Source organism: Streptomyces sp. Isolate_45 (genome assembly GCF_024721315.2).
GTDB lineage: Bacteria > Actinomycetota > Actinomycetes > Streptomycetales > Streptomycetaceae > Streptomyces.
Genome location: NZ_JANFAK020000267.1, coordinates 1 through 6955 on the forward strand (window position 1 = coordinate 1; position 6955 = coordinate 6955).

Sequence of the window (6955 nt, forward strand, 5' to 3'; positions counted from 1 at the left end):
GGAGAGTAGGACGCCGCCGAACAATCATTGTGGGAAAGCCCCGCACCAGTTATCTGGTGCGGGGCTTTTCTGCGTTTACGGCCAGGACGCCGGCGTCCGGGCCAGAGTTCCTCCGTTTACCGGAGCCGGCCTGCCGGGAACCCGCACCGAACGCTCGTACTGTGGGTGGATGGGCTATGAGCTGGTCATCTTCGACAACGACGGCGTCCTCGTGGACAGCGAGCCGCTCTCGAACACCATCCTCTCCGCGTACCTGACGGAGGTCGGGCACCCCACGACCTACGAGGACTCCCTGCGCGACTACATGGGCGGCGCGGTGCACCGGGTGCACGACCTGATCCTCGAACGGACCGGGCAGCGCCTGCCCGAGGACTTCGACCGGGTCCTCCACGATCGGATCTTCGCCGCGTTCGAACAGGACCTGCGGCCCGTCCCCGGAGTGACCGAGGTGCTGGCGGAGCTGTCCGCGCAAGGAGTGCCGTACTGCGTCGCCTCCTCCGGGAGCCACGAACGGATCCGCGTCGGGCACCGCAGTGCCGCCCTCGGCGAATGGTTCGAAGAGGAATGGATCTTCAGCGTCGAGGACGTCGGTCGGGGCAAGCCGGCGCCCGACCTGTTCCTGCACGCTGCCGACATGATGGGTGTCGCGCCCTCGCGGTGCGTCGTCGTCGAGGACAGCAGGCTCGGGATCGAGGCCGCCCGCGCTGCCGGGATGGACGTCCTGGCGTTCACGTCGATGACTCCCGCCGAGGGGCTCCCCGGCGCCAACGCCTACTTCGGAGAGATGAAGGAGCTGTACGGCCTGCTCGGATTGGGTGTGTGATCGCTCTACCCACCGGTAGCCCCTGGGCCTACGCTCAGCCGCCATGACAGTTGATGTGCGGCTGCGGCGTGGGCGCCGGGCCCTGGGGTTCAGCTTCTTCGCGCAGGGGGTCGCCTTCGCCCTCCTGGTCACCCGCATCCCGGCCATCCAGGACCGGTACGGGATATCCGACGGCCTGCTGCCCGCCTTCCTCGCCGCGGTGCCGATCCTGGCGGGAGTGTCGAGCGTCGCCACCGAGCACCTCGTGAAGCGGGTCGCGCCCAGCGCCGTCCTGCGGTGGGCGCAGCCGGTGGTGTTGCTGTCGCTGCTGGGGGTCGGGGCCGGCAGCTCGATGTGGCAGGTGGCCGTGGCCCTCGGGGTGTTCGGGCTGGCGGTGGGCGCGTTGGACGCCTCGATGAACATGCTCGGGGTCAGCCTGCAGCGGGCGTACGGGCGCAGCATCATGCTCGGGTTCCACGCCTCGTACAGCCTGGGCGGGATCCTCGGCGCGTCCGCGGCGTGGGCGGGGGCGCACTGGCACCTGGAGCTGTTCACCGGGTACCTGCCGGCCGTGGTGGTGGTGCTTCCCCTGGCGCTGCTCGCGAGTCGGTACTACGTGGACGCGACGGCCGCGGCGAAGGACGGGACGCCGGGGTGGCCGGCCGGGGGCGGGAAGCTGCTGCTGCCGTTGTGCCTCGTGATGGCGTGCGCGTACATAGGGGACTCGACCGTCGCGAACTGGAGCGCCAAGTACCTCCAGGACGTGCTGGGCAGCTCGGAGCAACTCGCGACGGTTCCGTACAACGTGTACATGGTGACGACGCTGATCGGGCGGGCCGTGGGGGACCTCGGGGTGCGTCGGTTCGGGGCGGTGGCCGTGGTGCGGGGCGGGACGGTGGTGGCCGCGGGCGGGTTCGCGGTGGTGGCGGCCGCGCCGGGGGCCTGGTGGGGGATGCTCGGGTTCACGCTGTTGGGGATCGGGCTGTGCGTGATCGTGCCGCAGACGTTCGCGGCGGCGGGGCGGCTGTTCCCGGGGGCTTCGGACACGGCCGTCGCGCGGCTGAACATCTTCAACTACGTGGGGTTCCTGATCGGGTCGCCGCTGGTCGGGGGGATCGGGGACGTGTGGAGCTACCGGGGCGCGATGTTGATCCCGATGGTGCTGGTGTTGGTGCCGCTGTTCAGTACCCGCTCGTTCGGCTCCGGTGCGGCCCGATACGGTGTCGGGCATGAGCGGCGAGCCGGTGACCGGGTTGTTGATGTGGGACGAGGCGGTAACGAAGTATGACTTCGGGCCGAGCCATCCGATGGACCCGGTGCGTCTGGCGCTGACGATGGGCCTGGTCCGGGCCTTCGGGCTGGACCGTGAGGTCGAGGTGCGGGCGGCTCGCGCGGCCGGGGATTCGACGCTGCGCCTGGTCCATCGCGAGGAGTACGTGGCGGCGGTGCGGGCGGTGTCGGCGGACCCGGGGTCGGCGGACGGCTCGTACGGGCTGGGGACGATGGACGATCCGGCGTTCCGCGGGATGCACGAGGCGTCGGCGCTGATCGCGGGCCAGTCGGTGGCGGCGGCGGAGGCGATCTGGCGGGGGGAGACGGCGCACGCCGTGAACTTCGCAGGTGGCCTGCACCACGCGATGCCGGGCGGGGCCGCCGGTTTCTGCGTGTACAACGACGCGGCGCTGGCAGTGGCCCGGCTGTTGGAGCTGGGAGCGGAGCGGGTCGCGTACGTGGACGTGGACGTCCACCACGGGGACGGGGTGCAGGCGGCGTTCTGGGACGACCCGCGGGTGCTGACGATCTCCGTGCACGAACATCCGCGGACCCTGTTCCCGCAGACGGGATGGCCCGAGGAGACCGGCGGTGACGGGGCGCGGGGGAGCGCCGTCAACGTGGCGCTGCCCGCGGGGACGGGTGACGAGGGGTGGCTGCGGGCGTTCCACTCGACGGTGCCCGAGCTGCTGGCGGACTTCCGACCGCAGGTGCTGGTGAGCCAGCACGGCGCCGACACGCACTTCGAGGACCCGCTGGCCCATCTGGCGGTGTCGCTGGACGCGCAGCGGTCGGTGCAGGAGGCCTGCCACCGGCTGGCGCACGAGCACAGTGCGGGGCGGTGGCTGGCGTTGGGCGGCGGCGGGTACGCGGTCGTGGACGTCGTACCGCGGTCGTGGACGCACCTGGTGGGGATCGCCGCGCACCGGCCGGTGGATCCGGCGGCGGAGGTGCCGCAGGTGTGGCGGGACGAGGTGTACGCGCGGACGCGGCAGTCCGCGCCGGCGCGGATGACGGACGGCCGGACGGTCGGGTGGCGGGAATGGGACGCGGGCTACGATCCGGCGGACCGTACGGATCAGGCCGTTCTCGCGACGCGGCGGGCGGTGTTCCCGCTGCGCGGGATGCTGACCTGACGGAGCATGTGTTACGCCAACTGTGGGGCTGTTCGCCGTAATTGATGACCCGCCAGGTGTGGTGCGGCAGCATCGGAGGGTGTTGAGCACCGGCGCGCTGCGTGCGCATCTGCTGGCCGCCCGGTTGGCCGGGCCCGTCGCCACGACACGGGAGGAGAGCCTGCGCAGTTACCGTCTGTTCGCCGCGCGGGATCCGCGGGTGCTGTTGGGGCTCGACCCCGAGCGGGTGTGGGGCGAGGGTGAACTGCTGGGGCTGATGGCGGCCAGGTGCGGGGTCTCGGCGGATCCCGCGCACGTCAGCGGGCCGGACGTGATCGATCCGGAGCGGACGTTGGCCGCGCTGGAGGCCTTCGCGGAGCGGCTTGCGGCGGTGGCGGGGGCGCGGGGGCCCGTACTGTTCGGGACGGGTCATCCGCATCGGCTCCTGGAGTTCTACGCCTGTTTGGCGGCCGCCTTGTCGGCGGCGGGATGTGATGTCCTCACTCCGGCGCAGGGGGTGCGGGTCGACACGGCGACCCGGTTCGGCGTACGCCCGCACCGCATCGATTACGTACGGGGAGTCGCGTTGGTGCGGGAACCCGGCGTGCGGGCACCGGGGAGTGCGACCGGCGTGCACTCCCATTCGCCGCTGCCGGTTCGGATCGTGCTCGGGGCGCTGGCGGACGCCGGCCAGCCGCTGCCGCAGTTGGTGGTGGGGGACCACGGGTGGGTCTGCGGTGCAGGTCAGCTCGGTGTCGAGGCGATCGGGCTCGGCGATACGGATGATCCCGCGGTGTTCGTCGGGGAGGCCGAGGGGCGGCTCGCGGTGGCCGTTCCGCTTGATGACGGGGTGCGGCCGGACTACTACCGGCCGCTTACGCGATACGTGCTGCACCGCGCAAGACTGCCGGACCGTCAGGAGTGGCCGTAGCTCCTCTTCCCCACTCGTATCACCCGCCCCTACTCTGGGGAGTGAGCGTGCGACGACGAGGAGTAACCGGAGGGGAAGCCGGTGCCCGTCATGCGCGGAAGGTCAAGGTGTGTCATGGCTGCTGGCGAGAGGCCTCTCAGTGAGGTTCAGTTCCTGACCGTGGCGGAGGTCGCCTCGGTGATGCGAGTGTCGAAGATGACCGTGTACCGCCTGGTGCACAACGGTCATCTGCCCGCAATCCGGGTGGGCCGGTCCTTCCGGGTCCCCGAGAACGCGGTTCACGAGTACCTCCGGGAGTCGTTCGTGGGGGTGGAATCAGCCTGAGGAGGGGCTCCGGATCATCGGCGGAGGCCGCGGATTACAAGCTCTGAGCTCGGGCGGGTAGGCTAGGCCGACGTAGGTCGTGTGGGCCCAGACGCCCCGCACCGTTCTCCGCCAACGCGGGGATGTTCCGAGAAGTGAGCGAGGGTAGTCGTGGGCTCTGTTATCAAGAAGCGGCGTAAGCGGATGGCCAAGAAGAAGCACCGCAAGCTGCTCAAGCGCACCCGCGTCCAGCGCCGTAACAAGAAGTAAACGGCAGCTGTACGTGTTCTCCGCAGCCCCTCCACCATCCTTGGTGGAGGGGCTGCGGTGCAGCCGGGGACTTCTTCGAGGGAGGCGCTGAGCTCGTGGGCAAGGTCGTGCTCGTCACCGGGGCAGCCCGACAGCTGGGGGGCCGCTTCGTGCGGCGCGTCCAGCGCGACCCGGAGGTGGAACGGGTCATCGCGGTAGACGCGGTGAGACCGCCGCACCGGCTCGGCTCGGCCGAGTTCGTGCAGGCGGACATCAGACAGTCCGGGATCGCCCGCGTGCTCGCCGAGCACGCCGTGGACACCGTGGTGCACCTCGCGGTGACCGGGGGCGGCCCGGGAGCGGCCGGTGCGCGCAGCACGGTCAAGGAAACGAACGTCATCGGGACGATGCAGCTCCTCGGGGCCTGCCAGAAGTCGCCGACCGTGCGCCGGCTCGTGGTGAAGTCGAGTACCAGCGTGTACGGGGGCACATCCCGGGATCCGGCCGTCTTCACCGAGACGACGCAGCCGAAGTCGCTGCCGGCGGGTGGTTTCGCGAAGGAGGCCGCCGAGGTCGAGGGATACGTGCGGGGCTTCGCGCGCAGGCGGCCGGACGTGGCGGTGTGCGTGCTGCGGTTCGCGAACATCCTGGGTCCCTACGCCGATTCGGCGCTCGCCGAGTACTTCTCCATGCCGGTCATGCCGACGGTCCTCGGTTACGACCCCAGACTGCAGTTCGTCCACGAGGACGACGTGGTGGACGTGCTGCGCCTGGCGGCGGGTGAGCCGCGGCGCGGAACCCTGAACAGCGGGACCTTCAACGTCGCCGGTGACGGGGTGCTGCTGCTGTCGCAGTGTTCGCGGCGGCTCGGGAGGCCCACGGTGCCGTTGCTGCTGCCCGCGGTGACGTGGGTGGGTTCGGCGCTGCGCGCGGTCGGGGTGACGGACTTCTCGCCGGAGCAGATCCGGCTGTTGACGCACGGGCGGGTCGTGGAGACCACGCAGATGCGGGACACCCTGGGGTTCCGGCCCTTGTACACGACCGCCGAGACGTTCGCCGACTTCGCGGCCAGCCGCGGGAGCGGGCTGCTGCCGGCGGATCGGGTGGAGCGGGTCGTGGAGCGGGTGGCGGGGTTGCTGAAGGTGGATGCGGGCGCGGGTGCGGGCGCCGGTGTGATCGAGGGAGCGAAGCGATAGTGGCTGACGCCAAGGTCATCCCGTTCGACGAGGAGCGGCCGCGCCGGCGGGGCGGGCCCCGCACGGTGCGGGCGGTCCCGACGCCGGTGCCCGATCCGGTGGCGGCGGAGCCGGCGGAAGAACCGGTGACGGAGCCGCCGGCGGAGGTCGTCGCCGGTCCGGCGCCGGCGTCCGGTGCCGGCTGGGACCGGCGGATCGCGGGCGGGTTGGCGTTCCTGCGGCGCCGGATCACCGGGGACTACGAGGTCGACGACTTCGGGTACGACGAGGAGCTGACGGACCAGGTCCTGATGACCCTGTTGCGGCCGCTGTACGACAAGTACTTCCGGGTCGAGGTCAAGGGCATCGAGAACATCCCGAAGGAGGGCGGCGCGCTGATCGTCGCCAACCATTCGGGGACGCTGCCGCTGGACGGGCTGATGCTCCAGGTCGCCGTGCACGACCACCATCCGGCGGAGCGGCACCTGCGGCTGCTGGCGGCCGACCTGGTGTTCATGCTGCCGGTGGTGAACGAGCTGGCGCGGAAGGCCGGTCACACCCTGGCGTGCGCGGAGGACGCGCAGCGGCTGCTGGAGGCCGGGGAGCTGGTCGGCGTGATGCCGGAGGGCTTCAAGGGGATAGGGAAGCCGTTCGGAGAGCGGTACAAGCTCCAGCGCTTCGGGCGGGGCGGGTTCGTGTCGACGGCGCTGCGCGCGGGGACGCCGATCGTGCCCTGCTCGATCGTGGGCGCCGAGGAGATCTACCCGATGGTCGGCAACGCGAAGACGCTGGCGCGGCTGCTGGGGGTGCCGTACTTCCCGATCACGCCGACGTTCCCGTGGCTGGGGCCGTTGGGGGCGGTGCCGTTGCCGACGAAGTGGACGATCCAGTTCGGCGAGCCGATCCCGACGGACGGGTACGCGGCGGAGGCCGCGGAGGATCCGATGCTGATGTTCAACCTGACGGACCAGGTGCGGGAGCAGATCCAGCACACGTTGTACAAGCTGCTGGTGCAGCGGCGGTCCGTGTTCCTGTTGAATGTGCATGGGGGTGCTCATCGGAGCACCCCCGTGGCGCGTTTTTGTCCGGTTTCGCTCGTGGCTTCTTC

Annotated in this window: 8 protein-coding genes; all 8 read left to right on the forward strand. The window is 70.8% G+C overall.

All coding sequences use genetic code 11. The features are described from left to right. Positions 1-169: 169 nt before the first annotated feature. The gene (locus NOD94_RS39390) at positions 170-823 is read left to right on the forward strand and encodes an HAD family hydrolase (protein ID WP_281211054.1); all 654 of its coding nucleotides are present in this window, start codon (positions 170-172) and stop codon (positions 821-823) included. A 43-nt stretch (positions 824-866) separates the two neighbouring features. Beyond that, a complete protein-coding gene (locus NOD94_RS39395) occupies positions 867-2090 on the forward strand; it encodes an MFS transporter (RefSeq protein WP_281211055.1) in 1224 nt (407 codons plus the stop codon). After that, complete coding sequence (locus NOD94_RS39400; RefSeq protein WP_281211058.1) at positions 2062-3210, forward strand: acetoin utilization protein AcuC; 1149 nt, start codon at positions 2062-2064, stop codon at positions 3208-3210. The genes NOD94_RS39395 and NOD94_RS39400 overlap by 29 nt, the downstream gene beginning before the upstream one ends. 79 nt (positions 3211-3289) lie before the next feature. After that, on the forward strand, positions 3290-4120 hold the full coding sequence (locus NOD94_RS39405; RefSeq protein WP_281211059.1) for a phosphatase: 831 nt from the start codon (positions 3290-3292) through the stop codon (positions 4118-4120). Positions 4121-4234: 114 nt separating this feature from the next. Beyond that, complete coding sequence (locus NOD94_RS39410) at positions 4235-4444, forward strand: helix-turn-helix domain-containing protein (RefSeq protein ID WP_162688852.1); 210 nt, start codon at positions 4235-4237, stop codon at positions 4442-4444. 150 nt (positions 4445-4594) lie between these two features. Next, positions 4595-4693, forward strand: a complete 99-nt coding sequence (locus NOD94_RS39415) for an AURKAIP1/COX24 domain-containing protein (RefSeq protein WP_003948845.1) — start codon at positions 4595-4597, stop codon at positions 4691-4693. A gap of 95 nt (positions 4694-4788) precedes the next feature. Beyond that, positions 4789-5868, forward strand: a complete 1080-nt coding sequence (locus NOD94_RS39420) for an NAD-dependent epimerase/dehydratase family protein (RefSeq protein WP_281211056.1) — start codon at positions 4789-4791, stop codon at positions 5866-5868. Then, on the forward strand, positions 5868-6955 hold a 1088-nt coding region (locus NOD94_RS39425), incomplete at its 3' end, for a lysophospholipid acyltransferase family protein (protein WP_281211057.1). The genes NOD94_RS39420 and NOD94_RS39425, both read left to right, overlap by 1 nt.

Coding starts and splice junctions, on each gene's coding strand:
- NOD94_RS39395 (WP_281211055.1), top strand. CDS start 867: ATGACAGTTGATGTGCGGCTGCGGCGTGGGCGCCGGGCCCTGGGGTTC.
- NOD94_RS39400 (WP_281211058.1), top strand. CDS start 2,062: ATGTGGGACGAGGCGGTAACGAAGTATGACTTCGGGCCGAGCCATCCG.
- NOD94_RS39390 (WP_281211054.1), top strand. CDS start 170: ATGGGCTATGAGCTGGTCATCTTCGACAACGACGGCGTCCTCGTGGAC.
- NOD94_RS39410 (WP_162688852.1), top strand. CDS start 4,235: ATGGCTGCTGGCGAGAGGCCTCTCAGTGAGGTTCAGTTCCTGACCGTG.